At 70.4% G+C, this 24728-nt stretch carries 25 protein-coding genes and 1 pseudogene; 12 read left to right on the top strand and 14 right to left on the bottom strand.

All coding sequences use genetic code 11. The features are described 5' to 3' along the window. Window positions 1-366: tetratricopeptide repeat protein (locus ABZT93_RS20850; protein ID WP_356106394.1), on the top strand; the 366-nt coding region annotated here is incomplete at its 5' end. Between the two features lie 293 nt (window positions 367-659). Here ABZT93_RS20850 and ABZT93_RS20845 read toward each other — a convergent pair. After that, the gene (locus ABZT93_RS20845) at window positions 660-1790 is read right to left on the bottom strand and encodes a HAMP domain-containing sensor histidine kinase (RefSeq protein ID WP_356106393.1); all 1131 of its coding nucleotides are present in this window, start codon (window positions 1788-1790) and stop codon (window positions 660-662) included. After that, window positions 1783-2508: a VanSc-type vancomycin resistance response regulator transcription factor VanR gene (vanR-Sc, locus tag ABZT93_RS20840; RefSeq protein WP_356106392.1), complete on the bottom strand. Its 726-nt coding sequence runs from the start codon at window positions 2506-2508 to the stop codon at window positions 1783-1785. Before vanR-Sc ends, ABZT93_RS20845 begins: the two co-directional genes overlap by 8 nt. A gap of 190 nt (window positions 2509-2698) precedes the next feature. Between vanR-Sc and ABZT93_RS20835 the strand changes: the two genes are divergently transcribed. Further along, the gene (locus tag ABZT93_RS20835; RefSeq protein ID WP_356106391.1) at window positions 2699-3736 is read left to right on the top strand and encodes an endonuclease/exonuclease/phosphatase family protein; all 1038 of its coding nucleotides are present in this window, start codon (window positions 2699-2701) and stop codon (window positions 3734-3736) included. A gap of 18 nt (window positions 3737-3754) precedes the next feature. On the opposite strand, the gene ABZT93_RS20830 is transcribed toward ABZT93_RS20835, so the two are convergent. The 3 genes from ABZT93_RS20830 to ABZT93_RS20820 are packed head-to-tail and all read right to left on the bottom strand — an operon-like array spanning window position 3755 to window position 6173. Beyond that, the gene (locus ABZT93_RS20830) at window positions 3755-4804 is read right to left on the bottom strand and encodes a DUF4037 domain-containing protein (RefSeq protein WP_356106390.1); all 1050 of its coding nucleotides are present in this window, start codon (window positions 4802-4804) and stop codon (window positions 3755-3757) included. Further along, window positions 4801-5277 (bottom strand): GNAT family N-acetyltransferase, encoded by a 477-nt coding sequence (locus tag ABZT93_RS20825; RefSeq protein WP_356106389.1) that lies wholly within the window; start codon window positions 5275-5277, stop codon window positions 4801-4803. The genes ABZT93_RS20830 and ABZT93_RS20825 overlap by 4 nt, the downstream gene beginning before the upstream one ends. Then, window positions 5274-6173 carry an aminoglycoside phosphotransferase family protein gene (locus ABZT93_RS20820; protein WP_356106388.1) on the bottom strand — a complete coding sequence of 300 codons (900 nt, stop codon included), beginning with the start codon at window positions 6171-6173 and terminating at the stop codon, window positions 5274-5276. The genes ABZT93_RS20825 and ABZT93_RS20820 overlap by 4 nt, the downstream gene beginning before the upstream one ends. 34 nt (window positions 6174-6207) lie before the next feature. On the opposite strand from ABZT93_RS20820, the gene ABZT93_RS20815 reads away from it, so the two are divergent. From ABZT93_RS20815 to ABZT93_RS20805, 3 genes are all read left to right on the top strand, one after another. Continuing rightward, entirely contained in the window at window positions 6208-6861 is a 654-nt protein-coding gene (locus ABZT93_RS20815; protein WP_356106387.1) for a rhomboid-like protein, read from the top strand. An 11-nt stretch (window positions 6862-6872) separates the two neighbouring features. Then, window positions 6873-8270 carry an FAD-binding oxidoreductase gene (locus ABZT93_RS20810; protein WP_356106386.1) on the top strand — a complete coding sequence of 466 codons (1398 nt, stop codon included), beginning with the start codon at window positions 6873-6875 and terminating at the stop codon, window positions 8268-8270. A gap of 169 nt (window positions 8271-8439) precedes the next feature. Next, complete coding sequence (locus ABZT93_RS20805) at window positions 8440-11604, top strand: Tat pathway signal protein (RefSeq protein ID WP_356106385.1); 3165 nt, start codon at window positions 8440-8442, stop codon at window positions 11602-11604. 43 nt (window positions 11605-11647) lie between these two features. On the opposite strand, the gene ABZT93_RS20800 is transcribed toward ABZT93_RS20805, so the two are convergent. The 3 genes from ABZT93_RS20800 to ABZT93_RS20790 are packed head-to-tail and all read right to left on the bottom strand — an operon-like array spanning window position 11648 to window position 15396. After that, a complete protein-coding gene (locus ABZT93_RS20800) occupies window positions 11648-13129 on the bottom strand; it encodes an MFS transporter (RefSeq protein ID WP_356106383.1) in 1482 nt (493 codons plus the stop codon). Window positions 13130-13173: 44 nt separating this feature from the next. Next, entirely contained in the window at window positions 13174-14193 is a 1020-nt protein-coding gene (locus ABZT93_RS20795; protein WP_356106382.1) for a zinc-binding dehydrogenase, read from the bottom strand. Between the two features lie 42 nt (window positions 14194-14235). Continuing rightward, window positions 14236-15396 carry an NAD(P)-binding protein gene (locus tag ABZT93_RS20790; RefSeq protein ID WP_356106380.1) on the bottom strand — a complete coding sequence of 387 codons (1161 nt, stop codon included), beginning with the start codon at window positions 15394-15396 and terminating at the stop codon, window positions 14236-14238. Between the two features lie 128 nt (window positions 15397-15524). On the opposite strand from ABZT93_RS20790, the gene ABZT93_RS20785 reads away from it, so the two are divergent. After that, entirely contained in the window at window positions 15525-16238 is a 714-nt protein-coding gene (locus tag ABZT93_RS20785; RefSeq protein ID WP_356106378.1) for a pentapeptide repeat-containing protein, read from the top strand. 64 nt (window positions 16239-16302) lie between these two features. Here the strand turns inward: ABZT93_RS20785 and ABZT93_RS20780 are convergent, their stop codons facing one another. After that, a complete protein-coding gene (locus ABZT93_RS20780) occupies window positions 16303-16803 on the bottom strand; it encodes a hypothetical protein (protein WP_356106377.1) in 501 nt (166 codons plus the stop codon). 290 nt (window positions 16804-17093) lie between these two features. Between ABZT93_RS20780 and ABZT93_RS20775 the strand changes: the two genes are divergently transcribed. After that, a complete protein-coding gene (locus tag ABZT93_RS20775) occupies window positions 17094-18485 on the top strand; it encodes a M1 family metallopeptidase (RefSeq protein WP_356106623.1) in 1392 nt (463 codons plus the stop codon). A gap of 10 nt (window positions 18486-18495) precedes the next feature. Here ABZT93_RS20775 and ABZT93_RS20770 read toward each other — a convergent pair whose 3' ends face one another. The 4 genes and pseudogenes from ABZT93_RS20770 to ABZT93_RS20755 all read right to left on the bottom strand — a co-directional run bounded on the left by ABZT93_RS20770 (window position 18496) and on the right by ABZT93_RS20755 (window position 21219). Further along, on the bottom strand, window positions 18496-19020 hold the full coding sequence (locus ABZT93_RS20770) for a GNAT family N-acetyltransferase (protein WP_356106375.1): 525 nt from the start codon (window positions 19018-19020) through the stop codon (window positions 18496-18498). A gap of 43 nt (window positions 19021-19063) precedes the next feature. Continuing rightward, a complete protein-coding gene (locus tag ABZT93_RS20765; protein ID WP_356106373.1) occupies window positions 19064-19657 on the bottom strand; it encodes a Uma2 family endonuclease in 594 nt (197 codons plus the stop codon). 49 nt (window positions 19658-19706) lie between these two features. After that, window positions 19707-20557, bottom strand: a pseudogene (locus tag ABZT93_RS20760) (helix-turn-helix domain-containing protein). A gap of 200 nt (window positions 20558-20757) precedes the next feature. Next, the gene (locus ABZT93_RS20755) at window positions 20758-21219 is read right to left on the bottom strand and encodes an ATP-binding protein (RefSeq protein WP_356106371.1); all 462 of its coding nucleotides are present in this window, start codon (window positions 21217-21219) and stop codon (window positions 20758-20760) included. Window positions 21220-21374: 155 nt separating this feature from the next. Between ABZT93_RS20755 and ABZT93_RS20750 the strand changes: the two genes are divergently transcribed. From ABZT93_RS20750 to ABZT93_RS20735, 4 genes are read left to right on the top strand one after another with little or no spacing between them, the layout of a single operon-like run. After that, window positions 21375-22229: a helix-turn-helix transcriptional regulator gene (locus ABZT93_RS20750; RefSeq protein WP_356106369.1), complete on the top strand. Its 855-nt coding sequence runs from the start codon at window positions 21375-21377 to the stop codon at window positions 22227-22229. Then, a complete protein-coding gene (locus tag ABZT93_RS20745) occupies window positions 22226-22426 on the top strand; it encodes a DUF397 domain-containing protein (protein ID WP_356106367.1) in 201 nt (66 codons plus the stop codon). Before ABZT93_RS20750 ends, ABZT93_RS20745 begins: the two co-directional genes overlap by 4 nt. Window positions 22427-22434: 8 nt before the next feature. After that, entirely contained in the window at window positions 22435-22638 is a 204-nt protein-coding gene (locus ABZT93_RS20740) for a DUF397 domain-containing protein (RefSeq protein ID WP_356106365.1), read from the top strand. 22 nt (window positions 22639-22660) lie between these two features. Continuing rightward, on the top strand, window positions 22661-23314 hold the full coding sequence (locus tag ABZT93_RS20735) for an MBL fold metallo-hydrolase (protein WP_356106363.1): 654 nt from the start codon (window positions 22661-22663) through the stop codon (window positions 23312-23314). 92 nt (window positions 23315-23406) lie between these two features. Here ABZT93_RS20735 and ABZT93_RS20730 read toward each other — a convergent pair whose 3' ends face one another. Continuing rightward, window positions 23407-23982 carry a TerD family protein gene (locus tag ABZT93_RS20730; protein WP_164431372.1) on the bottom strand — a complete coding sequence of 192 codons (576 nt, stop codon included), beginning with the start codon at window positions 23980-23982 and terminating at the stop codon, window positions 23407-23409. Between the two features lie 174 nt (window positions 23983-24156). On the opposite strand from ABZT93_RS20730, the gene arfB reads away from it, so the two are divergent. Then, on the top strand, window positions 24157-24594 hold the full coding sequence (gene arfB, locus ABZT93_RS20725) for an alternative ribosome rescue aminoacyl-tRNA hydrolase ArfB (RefSeq protein WP_356106361.1): 438 nt from the start codon (window positions 24157-24159) through the stop codon (window positions 24592-24594). Window positions 24595-24728: the final 134 nt, after the last annotated feature.

Genomic DNA, 24728 nt, shown 5'->3' with positions numbered 1-24728 from the left:
GCTCGCAACAACCTCGCCAACTCCTACGGCGATGCTGGGCGTGTCCAGGAGGCTCTCGACCTGCGTGCGCGGGTCGTGGCCGACAGGGAGCGGATCCTGGGTGATGACCACCCGGACACTCTCTCCGCCCGTCACAACCTCGCCAACTCCTACGGTCATGCTGGGCGTGTCCAGGAGGCTCTCGACCTGCGTGCGCGGGTGCTGGCCGACTACGAGCGGATCCTGGGTGATGACCACCCGGACACTCTCTCCGCTCGCAGCAACCTCGCCCGCGCTCGCGATGCCGCCGCAGCTGTACAGCAACCTGATACAGCAACCTCAGCAACCGCCCCCGACGTTCAACGCCCTTCAGCCGCTCCCGAGTAACTGGTATGCCCACCCCAACCGATCCCTACGAGGCTACGGATCGGAAGTTCTCAGTGCTTCATCCGTGGGCTCTGATCGAGGCCGCTGAGGAACGGTCTGAATTGAGGTCTCAATCGACAGGGATTCTGGTCGTGTCCACCGCCGTCCGCTCAAGTCCGAGCACTCCTGTGATCAGGCACGATACTTGCCGACTGGGATACCTGTGGACGTTCTCGGACGGAGATCCGACAACTTGTAATGCGTAGGTCGTCGGTTCGAATCCGACAGGGGGCTCTGTCGAAGCCCAGGTCAGATCACTTCTGACCTGGGCTTTCCTGATGTTTGGGGGGCGTCGTCGCCGGGAGTTCCACGTCGATGCGCAGGCCGCCCTCGGGGCGGGGGGTGAGGGTGAGGGTGCCGTCGTGGGCCTGGGTGATGGTCTTGACGATGGCGAGGCCGAGGCCGACGCCCGGGTGGTCGGTGCGGATGCGTTCGGTGCCGCGCTGGAAGGGCTCGGTGAGGGGCGGGACCAGTTCCGGGGTGAGGTGCTCGCCGGTGTTCTCGACGGTGAGGACGACCGTCGTGGGGCGGACGCCGGTGGTGACCCGGACGGTGCCCTGCTCGGGCAGGTTGTGGACGATCGCGTTGTGCACGAGGTTCGTGGTGAGCTGGAGCAGCAGGGCCTGGGAGCCGGTCGTCGGGGCGATGTCGCCGTGGGTCTCGATGGTGACGCCGTGTTTTTCGGCGAGGGGGAGGAGGGTTTCCGCGGCTTCTTCCGCCATGAGGGACAGGTCGACGGGTTCTCGGGTGAAGGTTCGCTGTTCGGTGCGGCTGACCAGGAGGAGTGCTTCGGTGAGGTCGATCGCCCGGGTGTTGACGATGTGGAGGCGGTCGAGGAGCTCGCGGGTGTCCTGGCCGGGGTCGGTGCGGGCCACGTCGATGAGGGCTTTGGAGATGGCGAGCGGGGTGCGCAGTTCGTGGGAGGCGTTGGCCGCGAATCTGCGTTGTTCGGCGACGTGGGCTTCGAGGCGGGTGAGCATGGCGTCGAAGGCGTCGGCGAGTTCGCGGAATTCGTCTTTGCGGCCCGGTAGCCGGATGCGGTGGGAGAGGGAGCCGCTGGTGGCGGTGCGGGTGGCGTCGGTGATGCGGGTCAGGGGGGCGAGCATGCGGCCGGCGAGGATCCAGCCGCCGAGGAGACCGAACACCAGTAGGAAGGCGAGTACGGCGGCTGCTCTTGGGGCGAAGACCAGGAGGAGGGCGGACCGGACGGGGAAGACGCCGCCGGTGGGGCGGTCGTCGGGGTCGTAGAGCATCGCGCGGTTGGGGACGTAGCGCAGGAGGAACACCCAGACGGCCGCGAGCAGCAGGATGCCGGCGAACATGAGGAATCCGGCGTAGCTGAGGGTGAGTTTGAGGCGGACGCTGAGGCCGGGTGCCCTATCCATGTCTGTGTCTTCCGTGTCCGTCTCTTCCCTGTCCGTGTTTTGCGTGTCCGTTGTCCGATGCGGTGGCCATGCGGTATCCGACGCCGGCGACGGTGGTGATGATCCAGGGTTCGCCGAGGCGCTTGCGCAGGGCGGAGACGGTGATGCGTACGGCGTTGGTGAAGGGGTCGGCGTTTTCGTCCCAGGCGCGTTCGAGGAGTTCTTCGGCGCTGACGACTCCGCCTTCGGCGGCGACGAGGACTTCGAGTACGGCGAACTGTTTCCGGGTGAGGGCGACGTAGTGGCCGTCGCGGTAGACCTCTCGGCGGAAGGGGTCGAGGCGCAGGCCGGCGATTTCGCGGACGGGGGGTCTGCTGTGGGCGCGTCTGCGGTCGAGTGCTCTGAGTCGGAGTGCGAGTTCGCGGAGTTCGAAGGGTTTGGTGAGGTAGTCGTCGGCGCCGAGTTCGAAGCCGGAGGCCTTGTCGTCGAGGCGGTCGGCGGCGGTGAGCATGAGGATGGGCATGCCGCTGCCGGAGGCGATGATGCGTTGGGCGATCTCGTCGCCGGAGGGTCCGGGGATGTCCCGGTCGAGGACGGCGATGTCGTAGGTGTTGATGCTGAGCAGTTCCAGGGCGGTGTCGCCGTCGCCGGCGATGTCGGCTGCGATTGCTTCCAGGCGTAGGCCGTCGCGGATGGCTTCCGCCAGGTAGGGCTCGTCCTCGACGATCAGCACACGCATGTCTTCGATGCTACGAGTGGGCGTGTATCGCGGGTGTATCGAAAACCGCATACGTGCGGGCAACATCGCGCTGGTTTCCCTGGTGGTGGATGTGTATCGACCCCACTCAGGACCCGAGGACGACTCAGTGAGCAGGACAGTGACCGGCGGTGAGCGAGATCAGGCTGGAGGCCGCGCTCAGGGTCAGGTGATGGCCGGTGCGGAGGCGGCGGATACGGGACGGGAGGGGCCCGTCCGCCGGATCGTCCGGGTCGGTTTGCGCCCTGGTGTCTGGAAGCGCGGCCTGGTGCTCGCCGCGCTGGCGTTGCTGCTGGGCCTGCTCATGTTGCTGCATGCGGAGATCCCGGATCACGGCGGTCTCGGCAGCCTGGTGGAGACGTTCCTGCCGTGGTTCGGCCTGTGGGTGCCGGTGTTGCTGGTGGGGGCGCTGTGGCGCCGGTCCGCATCGGCGGTGGTCGCGCTGTTGTTGCCGGTCATGGTGTGGCTGAGCTTGTTCGGGGGGTTGCTCGGCGACCGGTCTCACTCGGGTGGTGATCTCGTCGTGGTCGGCCACAATGTGGGCGCGGGCAATTCCGATCCGGTCGGTACGGCTCGCGATCTGGCCGCGTCGGGGGCGGATGTGCTGGGTCTGGAGGAGATCACTCCGCGGGCGGTGCCGGTGTACGAGAGGGCTTTGGCGGGGGCGTATCCGTATCACGTGGTGTTGGGCACGGTCGGGCTGTGGAGCAGGCTGCCGTTGTCGGACGCCCGGCCGGTCGACACCGCGATGGATGCCGGGCCGTTGGGGGCGGCCAAGTCGGCTGCCGACAAGCTGCCCTCCAATCGGGCGTTGCGTGCCACGGTGGTCACGGACCGGGGTCCGCTGGCGGTGTATGTGGCCCACTTGGGGTCGGTGCGGGTGGTGCCCGGGATGGGCTTCTGGACGAGCTTCAGGGACCGTAACGCGAAGGCGCTGGCCCGGGCTGTCGCCGCCGAGCCGAACGGGCGGGTGGTGCTGCTCGGTGACCTGAACGGCACCACGGACGACCGCGCCTTCTCGGCGCTCACCTCACGGCTGCATTCGGTGCAGGACATGGCGGGCGACGGTTTCGGCTTCACCTGGCCGGCGCGGTTTCCGGTGGCGCGGATCGACCAGATCCTGGTGCGCGGAGTGAAGCCGGTGGGCTCCTGGGTACTGCCGGCCACGGGCAGCGACCACCGCCCGGTGGGGGCGGGGATCAGTTGGTGAGGTCGGCACCGATGGTCTCTACGGCTTCCGCTTGTTCTCTGGCTCCGTGTCCGGCGGCTCCGGCAGCGGTAGTTCCCGGATCGCGCGGTCTTGGACGCGGGCCATCAGGGCCTGTGCGAACCGGTCTGCGCGCAGGACGCGGAAGGGGCGGGAGTGGTACGGCCTCGTCGTGGGGTCGATCCGGTCCGTGAGGCCGAGTCGGTTGTGCAGGCCGGCGGCCGTTTCGTAGGCGGTGGCGAGATGGCGCTCGCGTTCGTGCCAGTCGGTGGCGGCGAGGGCCGCTGTGAGGGTGGGGGTGAGGCGTTCGCCCGCCGTGGTGTGGGCGAAGGCGCTGCCGAGCCATTTGCTGTACGGCGGGTAGTGGCGGTCCATGAGGAGGCACAGGCGCATCAGGTGGTGGGTCAGGCGGGCGGCGACGACGGCCGAGCCGAGTTCGTCGCCGACTTCTCCGCAGCGTCCGACGAAGGCCTCCTCGTGGGCGATGTGCTGCCACTGGCAGGCGAGGACGTACAGCCACAGGTCGTGCGGGTACCAACGCAGGGTGGCGCGGGCGGGGGTGAGGGTGTGCAGGCCGTCGTGGAAGACGGCGCCGGCGGTGACCTCGGCGAGGCGTTGGGTGGGGGTGCCGAGCCAGTGGGCGGGGGTGATGGTGGCGGTCGGGTCGAAGCCGAGCGTGTCGGTGAACCAGGAGGAGATGTCGGTGATCTCGACGCGGTGGTGGACGGGGCCGTCGGTGGCGCGCATGACGCGGATGTCGCGGGTCTCGCCGGTGGGCGCGAAGTGGGTGGGGTAGCCGTGGAAGGTCTTGGGGAGGCGCTCGGCCAGGACGTGGCGGATACGGTCGGCGTGGCGCGAGGTGTCTTGGGGGCGGAGGAACAGCTGGAGGCGTGGGCCCCATTCGTGGTCGGCGGAGCGCGGGGTGTCGTAGCCGAGGACCTCGGAGCCGGGGCCGATGCGCGCGGCGGAGTGCGGGATGCCGGGGACGGTTTCTGCCAGGAGCGGGCCGACCGCCTCGGTGTAGAAGCGGCGGGCCAGTTCGAGGCCGCGGACGAAGGCGGGGGTGCTCACGCGGTGCCGGCGGCCTTCGTGAGGGCTTCGTCGGTGAGGCGGTACACCGTCCACTCGTCCTGGGGGCGGGCGCCGAGGGAGTCGTAGAAGTCGATCGCGGGGGTGTTCCAGTCGAGGACGGACCATTCGAGGCGCTGGTAGCCGCGGTCGACGCAGATGCGGGCGAGTTGGGTGAGGAGGGCCTTGCCGTGGCCGGCGCCGCGGGCGGTGGGGCGGACGTAGAGGTCTTCCAGGTAGATGCCGTGGACTCCGCGCCAGGTGGAGAAGTTGAGGAACCAGATGGCGTAGCCGATCACCGTGTCGGTGGAGTCGGTCGCGACGTGGGCGTAGGCGGCGGGGTGGGGGCCGAAGAGGGCGTCGTGGAGTTGTTCCTCGGTGGCCTTCGCTTCCGGCAACGCCTTTTCGTAGTCGGCGAGTTCGCGGATCAGGGTGTGGATCGCGGGGATGTCGGCGGGGGTGGCGGGGCGGATCACGGCTGTCGGCTCCGGTGGGTGCGCAGGCGGTGGGCGATGTCGAGGCGGCGGGGTTCGAGGGGGCGGCCGTCCTCGATGTCCCAGAGGGCGTTCTGGAGGAGTCGTCCCAGGGTCCAGGCACGTGCGCGTGCGCGGTCCAGGCCGAGGATGTCGGTCATGGCGTCGAAGCGCCAGGTGGTCTCGGCGGCGTCGAAGCGGTTGTCGAGGGCGGGCCAGAGTTCGAACCCGGGGTCGCCGGCGAGGGGTTTGGGGTCGATGGCGAGCCAGGGGGCGCGGTCGGATGCGAGGACGTTCTCGTCGTGCAGGTCCCAGTGCAGGAGCCGGTCGCCGGGTTCGTCGGCGACCTCGCGCAGGGCGGCGGCGCAGTCGGCGACGGTGTGGCGGATTCCGGGGTCGGGGATGCGTTTGAGGGCTGCGGGGGTCCGGTCGAGCATGGCGTGCGCGATGTCGCCGAGCCGGCGCATTCCGGCGGGGGCGGGTGTCGCGGTCAGGTGGGCGAGCAGTCCGGCGATGACGAGGACCGCGTCGCGGGTGCTCGGCAGGGTGGACAGCATGCGGGTGGAGTCGAGGCGCTCCAGGAGCATGGTGTGGGTCGCCGGGTCGTGGTCGAGGAGGCGGACCGCTCCGTCGCCGTCCCACAGGCGCAGGGCGACGGGTTCGCCGGCGCTCTCCTCGTCGAGGAGCTGGAGTTTGAGGACGGCCGGGGTGCCGTCGCTCCGGCGGACGACCGGCAGGACCAGGGCGGTGACGCCGTGCATGGGGGTGCCGTCCGGTCTGAGGTCCCAGCGTTCCAGGAAGTCCTCGATCAGCGTCGGCAGTCCGGTGATGAACTTCCGGCCCCGGTCGCCGTTGTACAGCTCCTGTGTCGCGGCCAGTTCCTCCGGGATGTCGATCACGTGCGGGACCCTACCGGCGTGCGTGAATCGACTCATGCGAATTAACCGGGGTGTCCACAGGGTGTGGGCGTACGTCCGCAGCGCCCCCGGCACCTATGTGTGGCTGGCGGTCCTCTTCGTGACGACGGTGGCGTTGCACCATATGTCGCCGGAGTTCGAGGAGGAGTTCCTGCGGCAGCGTTCGACCAACATCCATGAGTTGTCGAGCAATCCGGTGCGGGTGCTGGTCTCCAGCGCGATGTGGATCGACAGCGGGCACTGGTTGCCGTACGTCGTCCTGTATTCCGTCTTTCACGCACCGGCGGAGCGGTGGTTGGGGACGGCGCGCTGGCTTGCGGTGTGCGCGGCGGCGCATGTGCTGGCCACGTTGATCAGCGAGGGGGCGCTGCTGTGGGGTATCGGCCACGGGATGGCGCCCGCGTCCGCGGTCAATACCCTCGACATCGGGGTGAGTTACTCCTTGGCGGGGGTGATCGCCGTGCTGGTGTACCGGATTCCGGTGCCCTGGCGGTATGTGTACGGGTTCGCGGTCCTCGTCGTGTACACGGTGCCTCTGGTGACCGGGCGGACCTTCACCGATCTCGGGCACTTCACCTCGGTGCTGATCGGGTTCGGGTGTTATCCGCTGGTCAGGGGGCGGGAAAGAGTACGGATTCCGAAGGAGACAGCGGGCGCGTCGGCGGGTTAACGTCCCAGGCCATGAGCAGCAGGGTCGTGAACGGCGGTATCTCTTTCTGGTACGCGGACGACGGCTTCCCGCAGGCGCGGGAGCCGCTCGGCGGTGACGCGTCGGCGGATGTCGTGATCGTCGGCGGCGGGTACACCGGGCTGTGGACGGCGTACTACCTGAAGAAGGCCATGCCGTTTCTGCGGATCACCGTTCTGGAGCAGAAGTTCTGCGGCTACGGCGCTTCCGGGCGCAACGGCGGCTGGCTCTACAACGGCATCGCGGGCCGCGACCGGTACGCGAGGCTGCACGGTCACGAGGCGGCCGTACGTCTGCAGAAGGCCATGAACGACACCGTCGACGAGGTCGTCCGGGCCGTGGGCGAGGAGGGTTTCGACGCGGGGCTCCACAAGGGTGGCGTGCTCGAAGTGGCGCGTACGCCTGCGCAGTTGGCGCGGTTGAGGGCCTTCCACGAGCACGAGCTGTCGTACGGCGAGAAGGACCGTGAGCTGTACGGTGCCCGGGAGACGGCCGAGCGGATCCGGGTCGCGGACGCGGTCGGGTCGTCGTGGACGCCGCACGGGGCGCGGGTGCATCCGGTGAAGCTGGTGAAGGGGCTCGCGGCGGCCGTCGAGGCGCTGGGTGTGATCATCCACGAGCAGACGCCGGTGACGGAGATCCGGCCCAAGCACGCGGTGACGCCGTACGGCACCGTCCGCGCGCCCTATGTCCTGCGCTGCACGGAGGGCTTCACCGCCGCGTTGAAGGGCCAGCGGCGGACCTGGCTGCCGATGAACTCCTCGATGATCGCCACCGAGCCGCTGAGCGAGGAGCAGTGGGCGGCGATCGGCTGGGAGGGGCGTCAGACGCTGGGGGACATGGCGCACGCCTACATGTACGCGCAGCGCACCTCCGACGGGCGGATCGCGCTGGGCGGGCGGGGGGTGCCGTACCGCTTCGGTTCGCGCACCGACAACGACGGGCGGACGCAGGCCGAGACGGTCGAGGCGCTGCGGGAGATCCTCGTGGGCTTCTTCCCGATGCTGGCCGGGACGCGGATCGAGCACGCGTGGTCGGGGGTGCTGGGGGTGCCGCGGGACTGGTGCGCCTCGGTGACGCTGGACCGTTCGACGGGGCTCGGGTGGGCGGGCGGCTACGTCGGTTCGGGCGTCGCCACCGCCAACCTGGCCGCCCGGACCCTGCGGGACCTGGTTCAGCAGGACTCGGGTCAGGGCGGCCGGACCGAGCTGACGGAACTGCCGTGGGTCGGTCACAAGGTGCGCAGGTGGGAGCCGGAACCGCTGCGATGGCTGGGCGTGCAGGGCATGTACGCCACGTACCGCACGGCGGACCGGCGCGAGCTCACCAGCCATCGTGCGGAGTCGTCCCGGCTGGCGCGGTGGGCGGACCAGATCGCCGGACGGCATTGATCAGATAACGCTTTCTGCGCCTGTGGACAACTCACGGTGCCTTGTCGTACCCCTGTGTCACTATCGCCTCAACGTTTACTGATCCAGGGGGGATCCTTTGCCTGACGACGACTCCTGTCCGCCTGCGGGACGCAGACGGGCGGCCGTCCTGGCCGTTCTCGTAGCTCTGTTGACCTCATTGCTGAGCCTGACCGGAGCGAGCCCCGCGCTCGCCGATGAGGAGTGCGCGCCGGTGGCGGTCGCGTCCTTCGGTGACCCCGGGGACGCGGTGAACAAGGTCACCACGCCGAGCCAGGGCAGCAGTTGCTTCACGCTGACGGCACCGGCTGCCGGTCTGTATCTCGTCTCGGACGACAACAGCGAGACGTACGCGCAGGTGTCGGCCGACGACGGTACCGAGGTCGACTGCTACGACGAGCGGACCTACCAGAGCGGCATGTGCGAGGTGCCCGCCGCCGGCACCTACACGCTCAGGATCGTCAACGGCGGCTGGATCGACGCGCAGACCTCGTTCACCGTCGTGCCGCTCGGCGCGGGCACCCCGGGCTGCTTCGACTCCGTCGGCACGGGCTGGGACCTGGACACGGTCCCCCGGACCTCCGTCGGCCAACTCGAGATCGACTGCCAGGAGTTCGCGGGCAAGCCGGGCGAGCGCGTCCGCCTCACGCACGGGACGAAGGTCTACGGCGACACCCTGGCGTGGATCACCGATGAGACCGGCGCCTGGATCTGCCCGCGCGTCACCGAGGACGACGAGGACACCCGCAGCTGTGTGCTGCCCGGCGACGGCCCGTACCGGGTGCTGTCGACGGTGGGGCCCGGCGGGAGCGGCTACCCCGCCGAGTACGCGGTCAAGGTGCGTTCGCTGTCCGACCCGCGGGGCTGCCGTACCGCGTCCCTGCGGCCCTTCGGCAAGCTGACCGGGCTGGACTTCGGCACCAACCCCTGCTTCAGGTTCACCGCCGACGGGGCGGGCACCTATCTCGTGCACTCCGTGGACGCCTACTCCGCGGTGCCGGTCGAGGTGTACGACGCCGAGGGGAAGATCGCCTGCCGGGAGAGCGACCCGTGTCGGCTGCCGGCCGCGGGCACCTATACGGCGGTCCTCGAAGGCGCGTACCCCTTCCTCTACGACGGGGCCGACCCGGACGACCTGCTGCTGCTCGACCGCGCCTCGGACGCCGGGTGCGTGACGGCGGGAACGGGCGTTTTCAAGGGCGAGTTGAGCACGGTCGGGCAGTACGACTGCCTGACGCTGGACATGCCGCAGGGCGCGCACGTCGCCGCGCTCACCCCGCTGTCCTCGTCCGGCGTGGACACGGAGATCGCGGTCTACGACCGGGACGGTGTCGCCCGGTGCGACGCCACCGAGCTCGCCGACGGTGACTGCGTGCTCACCGGCACGGCTCCCTACCGGGCGCTCGTGCACACCGACGACGAGGGCGAGGGCGCGACCGGCCCGTACGTGATCGCCTTCCACCGCACCGACGCCGCGAACGACTGCCCGGTCCTGCCGTCCGGCAGCTTCGCCGCGGACGGTGCGAAGGCCACACTGACCACCGGAGACGGCGTCTTCTCGCAGTGCCTGGGTATTCCGGCCGACGCGCACACGGGAGCGGAGCTCTTCCAGCTGGTCGGCACCTCCGGCGGGGTGCCTGCGAGGTTCTCCGTCCTGGACGCCACCGGCAAGAAGGTCTGCGAGCGCGCCTCCACCACCAACGGCTGGACGGTCTGCCCGCTCACCCCGGGCCAGGCCCACACCGTGCTGGTCACCGGCCGCGACCTGGCCGCCACCTACACGCTGGCCCGGCGGGACGTCACCGCGAGCGCCACCTCGGCGGGCTGCGTGAAGAGCGCGGCGACGAAGGTCGGCGGCCCGTCCGTGACCGGCGCGGCCGGCGAGCCGGGCACCCTCACCTGCCACCAGATCACCACCGACGCGGCCGCCGACGCCCTGCACCTCGACGTGCGGGACGCCCTCGGCACCGCCAACCTCGCGGTGTTCGGCGGTGACGGCGGCTCCGAGTGCTCCTTCCGCAACCGCTCCTGCGCGGTCACCGGGTCCACCACCCACCAGGTCGTCGTGCAGACACCGGTCACGCTGAAGGCGGCACCCGAGTACCACCTGGACGCCCTGCGTGTGGCGACGGCGGACGGACCGGCGCCGGAGTGCACCCGGGTGCCCTCGGTGGCGTACGGCTACGGGCCCGTCACCGGCACGCTGGACGAGCAGCACAGCGCGATGTGCGCGGTGCTGCCGACAGCCGGGTTCGACCGCTTCGACATGGCGATCACGGACACCACCGGAGCCACCACCACGGCGGTGCCCGCGCTCTACAACAAGTCCTGGAACAACGGCTGTTCGCTGTACATACCGTCCGGCTGGCAGTGCGCGGCGGGCGGCTCCTCCTCCGCGGCGAGCCCGAGCGTGTGGGTGCTCGGCCTGCCGGAGAAGGCGTCCAGCACCTCCTACAGCGCCAAGCTGACCTGCACGTCCACACTGTGCGGGCCGGACAGGGTGAGCGTCACGGGGGTCGGTCCCGCCACCGGGGTCGCCGGCACCAAGGTGAAGCTCACGGTGACCGGTACCGCGCTGCCCGCGAGCGCGACCGTACAGCTGAGCCGGAGCGGCAGGACCCTGACCGCGACGACGGACTCGGTCTCCGCCGACAACCGGACCCTGACCGCGACCCTCGATCTGACGGGCGAAGCGCCCGGCACCTGGAACGTCAGCGTGTACGCGGGCTGTTGCGAGTTCCAGAAGGGCACGTTCACCGTCACCGAGCCCCAGCTCACCGGCACGGCCGCACCGAAGATCACCGGGACCGCCAAGACCGGCGCCAAGGTGACGGCGGAACCGGGCAGTTGGTCGGCGGCGCCGACGTCGTACACGTACCAGTGGAAGGCGGACGGCAACGCGATCAGCGGGGCCACGGCGAAGACGTACACCGTCGCCGCCGCGGTCGTCGGAAAGAAGCTCACCGTGACCGTCACCGCGGTCAAGAGCGGCTGGAAGAGCGGGACGGCGACCTCGGGCGCGGTGACCGCGGCCAAGGGCGACGCGCCCAAGGCGACCAAGCTGCCGGTGATCAGCGGCACCGCGAAGGTGGGCAGGACGCTGAAGACGTCCAACGGGACGTGGAGTCCGGCGGCGACCTCGTACGCGTACCAGTGGTACGCGAACGGCAAGGCGATCAGCGGGGCCACCAAGTCCTCACTGGTGCTGAAGACCGCCCAGAAGGGCAAGAAGATCACCGTGAAGGTGGTCGCGCGGCGCACCGGTCACAAGGACGGGTCGGCGGTGAGCAAGGCGACGAAGGCCGTCGTCAAGTGAGGTGAGGTGTCGAAGGGGCGGCCTCCGGGTTGCCCCTTCGCCCTCAGCCCACCGATTCGGGCGCCGGTGCCGGAGCGGGAGCGCCGTGCCTCGGCGGCTTCGCCGTCACCATCAGGCCCGCGATCAGACCGGCCAGGAGCATGATGCCGACGGCCCACCAGATGGCCACCGTGTAGCCGTGGACGACGCCCTCGCTGACGATCAGGGCCTTCTTCGAGGGGTCGGTCAGGTGGGCGGTGACATAGGCGGTGCTGCTGGTGGTGGCGATGGTGTTGAGCAGGGCCGTGCCGATCGAACCGCCCACCTGCTGCGAGGTGTTGACGGTCGCCGAGGTCACGCCGGAGTCGTGCGGGGCGACGCCCGCGGTGGCGGTGGAGAACACCGGCATGAAGGTGAGGCCCATGCCGAGGCCCATGAGGAGCAGGGCGGGCAGGATCTCGGTCGCGTACGAGCTGTGCACGGTCATCTGCGTGAGGATCAGCATGCCGCTCGCAGCGAGGACCATGCCGGGGGCCATGAGCATGCGCGGGGGGACGCGGTTCATCAGCCGGGCCGAGATCTGGGTGGAGCCGACGATGATCGCGGCGGTCATCGGCAGGAAGGCGAGGCCGGTCCGCACCGGGGAGTAGGCCAGCACGACCTGCAGGTAGTAGGTCATGAACAGGAACAGGCCGAACATCCCGATGACGGCGAGCCCCATGGTCAGGAAGCAGCCCGCGCGGTTGCGGTCCTTGACGATGTGCAGAGGCAGTAGGGGGTTGGCGGCCCGGGACTGCCACCACACGAAGGCCGCGAGGAGTACGACGCCCCCCGCGATCAGGGTCAGCACGAGGGGGTCGCTCCAGCCGCGGGGCTGGGCCTCGCTGAAGCCGTAGACGATCGCGACCAGGCCGCCGCAGCCCAGCAGCACACCGGGCACGTCGAGGCGGGCACCCGTGTGGCCGGGGCGGTCGTGCAGCAGGGCGAGGGCGCCGAAGAGGGCGGCGACGGCGATGGGCACGTTGACGTACAGGCACCAGCGCCAGTTCAGGTACTCGGTGAGCAGCCCGCCGACGATGAACCCGATCGCGGAACCGGAGCCCGCGAGGGCGCCGTAGATCCCGAAGGCCTTTCCGCGTTCCTTGGGGTCGGTGAACGTCGTGGTCAGCAGGGACAGTGCGGAAGGGGCGAGGACGGCCGCGAACATGCCCTGGAGGGCGCGGGCGGCGAAGAGCATGCCGGGGCCGGTGGCGGCGCCGCCGAGTGCGGAGGCGGCGGCGAAGCCGACCAGGCCGATCACGAAGGTGCGCTTGCGGCCCACCAGGTCGGCGATGCGGCCGCCGAGCAGGAGGAGGCCGCCGAAGGCGAGTGTGTAGGCGGTGATCACCCACTGCCGGTTGGCGTCGGACATGCCGAGGTCCTGCTGTGCGGAGGGGAGCGCGATGTTCACGATGGTCGCGTCGAGGACGACCATCAGCTGCGCGAGGGCGATGACCACCAGGCCCCACCAGCGGCGGGGATCCTCACCTGTCCGGGTGGCACTCACCTGGCCAGAAGACCATGGATCGGTACGCGTCGCATCTGGGCGTGTCATGGCTCCAGAACCACCTTTCCGGTTGTGCCGCGGGTCTCCAGCGCCCGGTGCGCGGCGGCCGCCTCGGCGAGCGGGAAACGTTGTACGGCTGGGGTGAGACGGCCCGCGGCGGCTTCGGCGAGGGCGCGCAGTTCGAGGGTGCGGATGGGGTCGGGGCCGCCGGCTTTGCGGGCCATGACGGGGCCGAGGACCTGCTCGGAGACGCCCTCGACGAGGTACGGCTGTCCGTCGCGGATGCCCTCGCCGGACCAGCCGAAGACGATGTGGCGGCCCGGTCGGTCCTCGTGGCCGAGAAGGGCGACGCACTCGCGGGCGATGTCTCCGCCCACGCCGTCGAGGACGACGGTGGCGGGTCGGCCGCCGAGGAAGGCGCGGACCTTGCCGGGCCACGCGGAGTCCTTGTAGTCGACGGCGAGGTCGGCGCCGTTCGCCTGCACCTGGGCCGTCTTCGACGGGCCGCCCGCGAGGCCGACGACGGTCGCCCCGGCGTTCTTCGCGTACTGCACGAGCAGCGTGCCGATGCCTCCGGCGGCCGCCGGGATCACGGCCACGGAGTCCGGCCCGAGGTCGGCGAACTGGACGATCCCCATCGCCGTTCGGCCCGTGCCGATCATGGCGACGGCCTGGGCGAAGTCGAGGTTGCCGGGGATCTCGTGGACGCGGTCGACGTCGGTGACGGCGAGTTCGGCGTAGCCTCCCCCAGTGCTTGAAGAGCCTGGGGGGACCCCCAGGGCGAAACCGAGGTGGGCGACCACGCGCTTGCCGAGCCAGAGTGCGGCGACGCCGTCGCCGAGCAGGTCGACGACCCCGGCGACCTCGCGGCCGGGGACGGTGGGCAGTGCGGTGGGCCGGGGTGCCGGTCCCTGCTGGCCCTCGCGCAGGGCGGTGTCCAGGAGGTGGACCCCGGCGGCCCGTACGGCGATACGGACCTGGCCGGGGCCCGGTGCCGGGTCCTCGGTCTGCTCGTAGGTGAGGTTCTCGGCGGGGCCGAAGGCGTGCAGGCGGATGGCGTGCATGAGGAGAACTCCCTGTGTCGTCAGGGGCCCCACTCTTCGACCTCAAGCATGCTTGAGGTCAAGAGCGTGTCGGCCGAGTGCCAGCGATACGGCGGTGAGCGCGCTGGTGAAGGAGACCTCCGAGAGCACCCCGGGCGCCGCGACCTGGTCGCCCGCGAGATAGACGCCGTCGCCCCGGTCGACGGCGGGCCGGTCGCGCCAGTTCGTGCCGGGCAGGTCGACGGCTCCCGTGCGGCCGTTCGCGACGGACTCGCGCCGCCAGGTGACGCGTTCGCGCCAGCCTTCGAAGGCGAGGTCGAGCAACTGCTCCGCGCGCGCGACCCCGTCCGCCCTGCTCTCGTGCGGGGCGATCGGGATCTGCCCCTGGAGGAGCTGTTCGCCCGCGGGTGCCAGGGTGCGGTCCTGGGCGGTGAACCGTTCGATCCAGCCGGGGGAGTCGAGGTCGGAGACGGCGAAGGCGTCACCCCGCCGGGTGCGCAACGCGAGGTCGAGGAGGGTCGTCCGGCCGCTCGGCCAGGTCAGGGAGTCGTCGCCGAGGAGCCGGCGGGCCGCGTCGAGGGAGGTGGCGACGACCACGGGGGTGTCGGTGGGCAGGGTGTCGACGCGGGACAGGGTCTCCATCCGGACGCCCAGGTTCCAGGCGCGGGCGGCCATCCGGTCGACGACGCAGGCCCAGCCGCCGCGTGGGTAGTGCGCCTCGGGCGGCAGCTTGGTGGCCCGCCGCAGCCGCTCCTGCACGAAGGCGGCGGACAGGGCGCCCGGGTCGTGGTGGAAGAGGGCGACGGCGGAGTAGTGGGCGGCGGCGCGGGCGCCCTCCTCGCCGGCCTGCCCGGTGGCCCAGGACATGAAGTCCACGTCGACCGGCGCCTGTTGGGCGCTGCGGCGCAGCAGCTTGAGCATCGCGAAGGGCGGGGTGCGGCGCAGTGCGCCCTTGTGTCGCAGGCGCAGCCGGGCCGCCTCCAGGGGTGGCAGCGGGGCGAGCGGTCCGATGAGGTCGCGCTGCTGGAGCCAGGACCAGTGCGGGCCGCCGCTGTAGAGGGCGTGCGGGCCGTCGTTCGTGCGGTACGGACCCTCGGCGGTCCGGGCCCGCCCGCCGAGCGTGTGATGGGCCTCGTACACGGTGACCTTGGCGCCCGCCTCGGCGGCGGAGATCGCCGCGGTCAGCCCGGCGAGGCCGCCGCCGATGACGGTGATGCGGTGCATGGCTGGGGTCTCCCTCTCCTCGGGTGGGGTCCGTCGTCGGTATGACTGATGGAGGGCACCGGAATGTGACATGGGGGCTGTCCGCGCAGGTCGGAGGGATTGTCAGTGGCGGGGTGCAGGATGGGGGCATGGCGAGGAGAGCGACGGCTGGGGCAAGCGGGTCCGGGGGTGCGGGCGGTGCGGGCGGCTCGCGGGTGAAGGGGGCGCGGCGGCCCGAGGTGCGGCTGCCGCCGCTGGAGCCACACGGGGGAGAGGAGCTGGAGCCGGACGGGGACTACGACGGGCTGGAGTTCCTGGAGGCGGACTTCGTGGGGCAGGACGGGGCGGGGGCCCGTTTCATGGACTGCGCGCTGAAAAGCTGCGCGCTGGACGAGACCCGGCTCCACCACGCCCGCTTCCTCGATTCGGTCCTCACCGGCATACGGGGTGTGGGCACCGACCTGGCGGAGTCGACCCTGCGCGACGTCGAGCTGATCGACGCCCGGCTCGGCGGGGTGCAGTTGCACGGTGCGGCTCTGGAGCGCGTCGTGATCCGAGGCGGCAAGATCGACTATCTGAACCTGCGCACGGCGGTCCTCAAGGACGTCGTCTTCGAGAGCTGCGTCCTGGTGGAACCGGACTTCGGGGGCGCGCGGCTGGAGCGCGTGGAGTTCGTGGACTGCACCCTCAAGGGCGCGGACCTCACGGCGGCGACCCTCAAGGACGTGGACCTGCGCGGCGCCGCGGTACTGGAGATCGCCCGGGGCGTCGACCGGCTGGCCGGGGCGGTGATCAGCCCGTCACAACTGCTGGACCTGGCACCGGTGTTGGCGGCCGAGGTGGGGATCCGGGTGGAGGCCTGACGGCGGGCACCTCACCCCGCTGCTCACCTCACCGCACCGCTCACCGGACCCCTCACACCACCGCTCACTTCACTCGCGGGAAGCGTGCCTGGAGCGTCCAGATCGCCGGGTTCTCGCCCAGGTCCTCGTGCAGGTCGACCAGGTCGGCGATCAGGTCGTGCAGGAAGTCTCGGGCCTCGCGGCGCAGGTCCGCGTGGGAGAAGGTGAGCGGGGGTTCCTCCACCGGCATCCAGTCGGCCTCGATGTCCACCCAGCCGAAGCGGCGCTCGAAGAGCATGCGGTCGGTGGACTCGGTGAAGTCGAGTTCCGCGTGCTGGGGGCGGGAGGCGCGGGAGCCCGCGGGATCGCGGTCGAGGCGCTCCACGATGTCGCACAGCGCCCACGCGAAGTCGAGCACCGGCACCCATCCCCAGGCTGTGGACAGTTCCCGGTCCTCCTTGGTGTCCGCGAGATACACGTCCCCGCAGAACAGGTCGTACCGCAGCGCGTGGACGTCCGCGCGGCGGTAGTCGGTCTGCGGGGGGTCCGGGAAGCGGTTGGAGAGGGCGTAGCCGATGTCGAGCACGTAGGCGATGGTGTCACGCGGTCCCTCATAGGATCACGGGCGTGCCCCGATCCGCGCCGCTCGCCCCCACCGCGCCGCTCGTCCCCGCCACCCTGCGCGTCCCCACGGGCCTGCGCGTCTCCACTGCCCTTCGCGTCCCCACTGCCCTTCGCGTCCCCACTGCCCTGCGAGTCCCCACCGGCCTGCGCGTCCCCACCGGCCTGCGCGTCCCCACCGGCCTGCGCGTCCCCACCGGCCTGCGCGTCCCCACCGGCCTGCGAGTCCCCGCCACCCTGCGCGTCTCCACTGCCCTGCGTGTCCCCGCCGCCCTGCTCCTGGCGGGAGCCCTCGCCCTCACCGGGTGCGACGGCGGTGTGCACGGCACCCCCGGCGGCTCCGGTCTGCGCGACCCGTACTTCCCCAAGATGGGCAACGGCGGCTACGACGTTACCCACTACGCCCTGGACCTCGCGTACGACCCGGACACCGCGAGGCTCTCCGGCATCGCGACCCTCACGGCCCGCGCCACCCAGGACCTGACCGCCTTCGACCTGGACCTCGACGGCCTGGACGTCGAGAAGGTCACCGTCGGCGGCGACACCGCCCGCTTCAACCGCGCCGGCCAGGAGCTGACCGTACGCCCGCATGACGACCTCGACGAGGGCCGCGCCTTCCGCGTGACCGTCGTCTACTCCGGCACCCCGAAGACGATCACCGACCCGGACGGCTCCGAGGAGGGCTGGCTGCCCACCGAGGACGGCGCGGTGGCCCTCGGCGAACCGACCGGCTCGATGACCTGGTTCCCCGGCAACCACCACCCGTCCGACAAGGCGTCCTACGACCTCACGATCACCGTGCCCGAGGGCCTGCAGGCAGTCTCCAACGGCGAGTTGACCACGAGCAGGACCAGCGGCGGCCGTACGACGTCCCACTGGCACACCGCCGAACCCATGGCGAGCTACCTCGCCACCCTCGCGATCGGCGACTACGACATCCACCGCTCCACAACCGCCGACGGCCTGCCCGTGTACACGGCCGTCGACCCGGCCGACCCGGCGCAGGCGGCCGCGAGCCGGAAGGTCCTGGCGCAGATCCCCGCGGTGATGAAGTGGGCGCAGAACATCTTCGGCCCGTACCCCTTCTCCTCCACCGGCGCGATCGTCGACCGCGAGGGGGACGCCGAGTACGCCCTGGAGACCCAAAACCGCCCCTTCTTCCCCGGGGCCCCCGACACCGAGACCCTCGTCCACGAACTCGCCCACCAGTGGTACGGCGACTCGGTCACGCCGAGGACCTGGCGGGACATGTGGCTCAACGAGGGCTTCGCCACCTACGCCGAGTGGCTGTGGGCGGAGGACCACGGCGGCGACAGCGCCCAGAAGTCCTTCGATCAGCTGTACACGCACGGCGAGGACGACTACGACGACCTCTGGGACTTCCCGCCCGGCAAGCCGTCGAGCGCCGAGCACCTCTCCGACAGCCCCGTCTACCAGCGCGGCGCGATGGTCCTCCACAAGATCCGGCAGCAACTCGGCGACACCGCCTTCCACGCCCTCCTCCGCGACTGGCCCACCACCCACCGCCACGGCAACGCGGACACCGAGGACTTCACGTCATACGTCGAAGACCTCGCCCCCGACAAGGACTTCGGCCCGATCTGGGACGAGTGGCTGTACGGGGACGGGAAGCCGGAGCGGCCCTGAGGAAGGCCGGTCAGGCCCGCTCGCCCAGCGGCTTGCGCAACACCGCGCAGGGGCGGCGGAGTCGGCGGTCCGTCCGGTGGTCGACGACCTCGTAGCCGAGGGCGGTCCAGAAGGCGAGGGCGCGGGCGTTGTCGTCGAGAACGGCGAGACGTACGGCGGTCCGGCCCTCGATGCGGAAACGGTCCTCGACGAGGGCGGCGAGCCGACGGCCGTAGCCCTGCCGGTGTACCCCCGCGTCCACCATCAGCAGCCCGATCCACGGGTCCGGGTCGGCCGGGTCCGGATGCTGCGCGAGCGTGACGGCCACCCCGACGAGCCGACCCTCGCTGCGCGCCAGCAGCACCTCCGCGTCCGGATGCGCGAGCTCCTCGGCCAGCGCGGCCGCCACCTGCTCCGGCCGGATGTCGTCCGCGTCCGGGAAGTCACCGCTGAGCGCGAAGAACTCGTGGTTGGCGGCGTAGAGGGCGGTGAGCTCCGTCAGGAGGGGCGCCGGGATGTCGTGGTCGGGGGTGAGGGGGAGGGAGGTGAGGAGCATGCGGGGCAGAGTAGTTGAGGCCTTGCGACTCCGGCCGTGACGGCTAGTCCCGGTAGCGCGGCAGGTTGTCCGTGGAGATCGTCCAGTCGGCGATGGTGACGTCCTCGCCGTAGACGAAGTCCTTGCGGGTGGCGTAGCGGGGGCCTTCGGGGGTGGGGTGGATGTCGGTGAGGACGGCGCCGGTGCCGGTGCGGGGGTCGAAGATCGCGTAGACGGGGATGCCGATCAGGGGGTAGTCGCGCATCTTTCCGACCCAGTCGTTGTCGGGGTTGGAGCGGGAGACGACCTCGATGGCGGCGACGAGGGTGCGTGGGTCAATGGAACCCTCGACGTCCAAGTCGTCCCATGCGATCACCATGACGTCGGGGTGACGCGTGATTCCTTCTGGTGCGTTCTCCACGTCCGGTGTGCCGTTGTGGGCCAGCAACTCGTCCGGCATGACCCTCTCCAGACGGCGGCTGACGTGGGCTGCCGTCGCTTCGTGGGGTCCCCCCGGCGACATCATGTCGTGGACGATTCCTTCCTTGGTGATCTCGAATTTGCCGGGGAGGTTGTCGTCCATGGACTGAACGACGTCTCGCATGGCTCGGTAGACGTGGGAAGCGCTCTGCTGCGCGTCGTCCGGGGCGATGGTCATGGCGCTCGCTCCTCGTCTGTGCCCAGGGGCCAGGATCGTCACGTCCATGCTAGGCGGCCTCCGGGAGATCGCCTCGGCAGTCGCGGCAGCGGCCCGGATCGGGGGCGCGGAAGACGCGGGTGCAGCCGTCGCAGTTCTGGAAGGGGTGCCGGATCTCCGGGGGCGGGGCTGGGGGCCGGTACGGGGGTAGGGGAGGGAGCCGGTCGGTCAGGCGGTGGGCCAGGAGAGCGGCCGGGCGACGCAGCATGTCCTCCGGGGGCAGGTCCGCGGTGAGGGCGTGGCGTACGGCGGTGGGAGTGACCTCGCGTTCCAGCCAGGCGGCGACGCCGGGGGCGAGATGCTCGGCGTCGGTGGCGGAGAGGAGGAGGCGGGGGTCGTGGCGGCGGAGCCCGGCGAGGACTTCGGTGGCGATACGGAGGAGCTCCGGGGCCGGGTAGCCGGGCTGGGGGACCGGGGGGAGTTTTCTGCGGGGCTTGTCCGCGGTGGGACGTCGGGTGGGTTTCCTCGGGCGGTCCGGCTCGGTGTCACGTCGGCCGGGTTGGTTGCAGGACGTCGTACGGGTGATGACGCGGCCGCCCGGGACGCGTACACGTCGCGACGCAGGTAGCCGTGGGTCTCCAGTTCGCGCAGGGCGGCGGCGATACGGGCCCGGCCCTCGGGGAAGCGGGCGGCCAGCGACTTGATGTCGACGCAGGCGCGCGCCGGAAGCGACTGGATGTGTGTGGCGAGGCCGATGGCCAGGAGCGACAGGTCCGGGTGCTGGGCGAGGTGGTTGCCGATGACTGTGAAGCGGGTGGTGTGGCGGGTGTTGTCGTGGAGGAGACCACCCGCGGGAGGGTGGTTTTTGCCCGCGTTACGGGACTGGGCGCGCGAGGGCGCGCTAGTGTTTTGGGTGTCCATCGGGAAGCGATCTCTTCCTTGGTGGTCAGGCCCTCGCATTGGGATGCCAGTCCCGGCGAGGGCCGTTGCATGTCTGCGGTTGTGTTGCGCCGACTGTAGGGCAGGCAACCGGGGAGAAATCCAGCTGAGTTGGCGATGTTCACTCGGGAGGGTGAGCTGCGCTTCGGGCGGGAGGAGGGGTGGGCTTGGTCGGGTTTCTTTCACCTTTGAGTTCTTTGAAAAAGACCGCCCCCGCCACCGGAGTACGGGTTTCCGGGCTCTGGTGAGAGGGCGATTTCCGCCCACACCGTCTTGCGCGGACGGGGTCCGGGCGTCACGCCCCAACGGTCGGCGAGAGCGTCCACCAGTACGAGCCCTCGGCCCGACTCGGCGTCCGGCGCGGGAAGTTCGATGCATGGCAGGCGGTCGCCCCGGGTGTCCGTGATCTCGATGCGCAGGGTGTCTGCGACGACGTAGAGCGTCAGCCGGAAGTCGCGTCCCGGTACCCGGCCGTGCGTGGCCGCATTCACCGCCAGCTCCGCCACGATGTGCTCCGCCGGGTCCAACGGCAGTCCCCATTCGCGGAGTTGCTCGACCGCCAGCAGCCGGGCCAGGCGGGCTCCACGGGGCGTGGGGGACAGCGGGACGCTGAAGTTCGGGATGACGGCGGTTTCTTGATTCACGTCACTCAGCGTGGCCGTCACTGCTTACCGTGAACAGTGACGACACCGATACGTACGGTGACTGTCCGGAGCTTGTCCGGTCGTGTCCGGGCTGTCGAGGGCGGCCGTAGGGGTAGGGGCGTCGCGGGTACTGACGTACGGCGGAGGGGTGCGGGATGTCGGTGGACAGCGAGACGGTTGAGCCGGGCTGGGAGGTCGACCCTGACGACGAGTGGGGCGTGGCCGTGATCGCGACGGTGGGGCGGCAGTTGAAGCTGCGGCGCGAGGCCGTGGGGATGCGGGCCGGCGAGTTCGGGGAGGCGGTCGGGTACGGCGAGGACCTGGTCTACAAGATCGAGAGCGGCAAGCGGATTCCCCGGCAGGAGTATCTGGACAGGGCGGACGAGGTGTTGGGGGCGGCCGGGCTCATCGCCGCCGCGTGGGAGGACGTGAAGAAGGTCCGGTATCCGAAGAGGGTGCGGGAGCTGGCCACGTTGGAGGGGCAGGCGGTGGAGATCGGGGTCTACGAGTGCATCAGCATCAACGGTCTGTTGCAGACTCCCGAACACGCACGAGCCTTGTTCGAGGCGTGGCAGCCCACGTATTCGGAGGATGACCTGGATCGCGTGCTGGCGGCTCGGATGGCCAGGCGGTCCGTCTTCGAGCGATCACCGGCTCCAGCCCTCGGCTTCGTTCTGGAAGAGGCAGTGCTGCGGCGTTGTGTCGGCGGCACAATGGTGTGGCGGCAGCAACTCGAACACTTGCTGGAGGTGGGCCGGTTGCGCAACGTCACGCTTCAGGTGATGCCGACGAACAGTGGGGCACATCCTGGGCTGGGCGGCAGGATCGAGATCCTGAAGTTCCCCGACGGTACGGCTGTCGGGCGGTCCGATGGCGCGTTCAACGGCCGACCCACCTCTGACCCGAAGCAGCTCCGCATCCTTGAGCTGCGTTATGGCACCATCCGGGCGCAGGCTCTGTCGCCTCAGGAGTCTCTGGCCCTCATCGAGCGCATGCTTGGAGAAACATGATCCGCAAGGCCTCTGCCGGGACCCACCCCGAGCTGAAGTGGTTCAAGAGCAGCTACAGCAGTGGGCCGGACGGCGATTCGTGCGTGCAGATAGCCACCACCCACACCACTGTCCACGTCCGCGACTCCAAGACCACCACCGGCCCCCGCCTGGCCTTCACCCCGGCCAGCTGGACCGCGTTCGTCTCACAGGCCTAGGAAGAAACATGGTCCGCAAGGCCCCCACCGGGGACGTCTCCGACCTGGCGTGGTTCAAGAGCAGTTACAGCAGCGGCAACGACGGCAACTCCTGCGTCGAGATCGCGCTAGCGCCCCGCACGATCCATGTCCGCGACTCCAAGAACTCCCCCACCGGCCCCCGCCTGACCCTCACCCCCACCGCCTGGACCGCCTTCGTCTCGCAGGCGTGAAGCAACGGAAAGGCACGCGAAGATGAGCTACACCGGTGAGGTTCACCCAGGCGGCCCCGGGGACACCCGGGAGACGACCGACCTGGTGATCACGAAGATCTCGGTCGGCGAGATCGACAACAACGTCTACCTCCTGCGCTGCCGGACGACCGGCGAGCAGCTCCTGATCGACGCGGCGGCCGAGCCGCGGACCCTGCTGGACCTCGTCGGCGACGGCGGCCTGGCCACGGTGTTCACCACGCACCGGCACTGGGACCACCACCGGGCCCTGGCCGAGGTGGTCGCCGCCACCGGAGCCCGCTCCCTCGTCGGACGCGAGGACGCACCCGGCGTTCCGGTCTCCGACGTCCTGGTGGACGATGGAGACACCGTGCGGGTCGGCGCCGTCTCCCTCACCGCGGTCCATCTGGTGGGCCACTCGCCGGGCTCCACCGCGCTGCTCTACCGCGACCCGAAGGGGCACCCGCACCTGTTCACCGGTGACAGCCTGTTCCCCGGCGGGGTCGGCAACACGGAGAAGGACCCGGCGCGGTTCGCCTCGCTCCTCCACGACGTCGAGACGAAGATCTTCGACCGGCTCGCGGACGACACCTGGGTCTACCCGGGCCACGGCAAGGACACCACGCTCGGCGCGGAGCGGGCCGCCCTTCCGCAGTGGCGGGAACGGGGCTGGTGAGCGGCGGGTCTTGACCGGCGCCGCTCAACGCCGGAGCCCCCGACCGATACGGCCAGGGGCTCCCGCTCAGCGCAGCGAATCGCAGCGAGACGTCAGACGTTCACGCCGAAGTCCTGGGCGATGCCCACCAGGCCGGACGCGTAGCCCTGGCCCACCGCGCGGAACTTCCACTCCGCGCCGTTGCGGTACAGCTCGCCGAAGACCATCGCCGTCTCCGTGGCCGCGTCCTCGGAGAGGTCGTAGCGGGCGATCTCGGCGCCGCCGGCCTGGTTGACGATGCGGATGTAGGCGTTGCGGACCTGGCCGAAGTTCTGCGAGCGGTTCTCCGCGTCGTAGATCGAGACCGGGAAGACGATCTTGTCGATGTCGGCCGGGAGGCCGGCCAGGTTGACGTTGATCGCCTCGTCGTCGCCGGCGCCCTCGCCGGTGCGGTTGTCACCGGTGTGGACGATGGTCTGGTCCGGGGTCTGCTTGTTGTTGAAGAACACGAAGTGGGCGTCGGAGTAGACCTTGCCCTCCGTGTTGACCGCGATCGCGGAGGCGTCGAGGTCGAAGTCCGTGCCGGTGGTGGTGCGGACGTCCCAGCCGAGGCCCACGGTGACGGCGGTCAGGCCCGGAGCCTCCTTGGTGAGCGAGACGTTGCCACCCTTGGACAGGCTTACAGCCATGGTTTGGGAGTCCTTCCCTCGTTTATGTACGGCAAGTACGGGCTTGAAGTTACAGCTACCGGTATGAACGCCGCGAGGGGCGTCGACGGTTCCCCGTGTCTTTACTTTCTTTACCGAACCGAGGGCTGCCGCCCGGCGATATTCGGGTGACGTGGACCGGACAGAGCCGGGAACATGGAGCACATGTCCGGTCCCCACGTCATCCGCGGCTCCGTCTCCCTCCCGGAGGCCGAGCTCATGTGGCGTTTCTCGCGCTCCTCCGGCCCCGGTGGCCAGCACGTCAACACCAGTGACTCCCAGGTGGAGCTGCGCTTCGACCTGGCCCGCACCGAGTCCCTGCCCGAGGTGTGGAAGCAGCGAGCGCTCGCCAAGCTGGCCGGACGGCTCGTGGACGGCGTCGTCACCGTCCGGTCGTCCGAGCACCGCTCGCAGTGGCGCAACCGCGAGACCGCGGCCGTACGTCTCGCGGCGCTGCTGGCCGAGGCCACGGCGCCGCCGCCGAAGCCGCGGCGGGCGACCCGGATTCCTCGTGGGATCAATGAGCGGCGGCTGCGGGAGAAGAAGCAGCGGTCGGACACGAAGCGGGGGCGGTCGGGGCGGGACTGGGGATAACCGGCCCTGCTGTCGGGTGCCGGCCGGTGGGGCTTCTCGCGCAGTTCCCCGCGCCCCTGAAGGGGCGCCCGCCGTCAGCGCTTGTCACATCTCCCGCGCGTCGACCGTCAACTCCTAGACGGTGGATGACAGCG

This window comes from Streptomyces sp. NPDC005303 (assembly GCF_040607335.1).
In the GTDB taxonomy this organism is placed as follows: domain Bacteria; phylum Actinomycetota; class Actinomycetes; order Streptomycetales; family Streptomycetaceae; genus Streptomyces.
This window is presented reverse-complemented; position numbering and strand designations above follow the sequence as displayed.